This is a genomic window from Aeromonas sanarellii (assembly GCF_000820085.1).
Classification (GTDB): Bacteria; Pseudomonadota; Gammaproteobacteria; order Enterobacterales; family Aeromonadaceae; genus Aeromonas; species Aeromonas sanarellii.
This window is the reverse complement of the sequence record NZ_CDBN01000037.1, coordinates 1-878: the sequence shown is the minus strand read 5'-3', so window position 1 is coordinate 878 and position 878 is coordinate 1. Positions and strand designations below refer to the sequence as shown.

Below are 878 nucleotides of genomic sequence, written 5' to 3'. Positions count from 1 at the left end.
ACTTCGGATTCGAACTTGGTGTGCGGCTTGATGGTGCCCGGCTTGGCCAGTACCTGACCACGCTCCACGTCTTCACGCTTCACGCCACGCAGCAGCGCGCCAACGTTCTCACCAGCACGGCCTTCGTCCAGCAGCTTGCGGAACATTTCAACACCGGTACAGGTGGTCTTGGTGGTATCTTTGATACCCACGATTTCCACTTCTTCGCCAACCTTGACGATACCGCGCTCTACACGACCGGTTACTACGGTACCACGGCCTGCGATGGAGAAGACGTCTTCGATCGGCATCAGGAACGGCTGGTCAATCGCACGCTCCGGCTCCGGGATGTAGGTATCCAGGTGGTTTGCCAGTTCCAGGATCTTCTCTTCCCACTGAGCGTCGCCTTCCAGCGCTTTCAGTGCGGAACCACGTACGACCGGCAGGTCATCACCCGGGAAGTCGTACTCGGACAGCAGTTCGCGAACTTCCATCTCGACCAGTTCCAGCAGCTCTTCGTCATCGACCATGTCGCACTTGTTCATGAACACGATGATGTACGGAACGCCTACCTGACGACCCAGCAGGATGTGCTCACGAGTCTGCGGCATCGGGCCGTCAGTCGCTGCTACTACCAGGATCGCGCCGTCCATCTGGGCAGCACCGGTGATCATGTTTTTAACGTAGTCGGCGTGACCCGGGCAATCTACGTGGGCGTAGTGACGGGTAGCGGTGTCGTATTCTACGTGGGAGGTGTTGATGGTGATACCACGCTCACGCTCTTCCGGTGCCTTGTCGATCTGGTCGAAGGCAAAAGCTTTACCACCGAAGTGCTTGGCCAGCACGTTGGTGATGGCAGCGGTCAGGGTGGTTTTACCGTGGTCAACGTGGCCGATGGT

1 protein-coding gene is annotated in these 878 nt (G+C 58.1%); it reads right to left on the bottom strand.

Features of this window, described 5'->3' with window-relative positions:
- Nucleotides 1-878 (bottom strand): elongation factor Tu (tuf, locus tag BN1132_RS07425; RefSeq protein ID WP_157005355.1); only part of this gene is annotated, 878 nt, incomplete at both ends.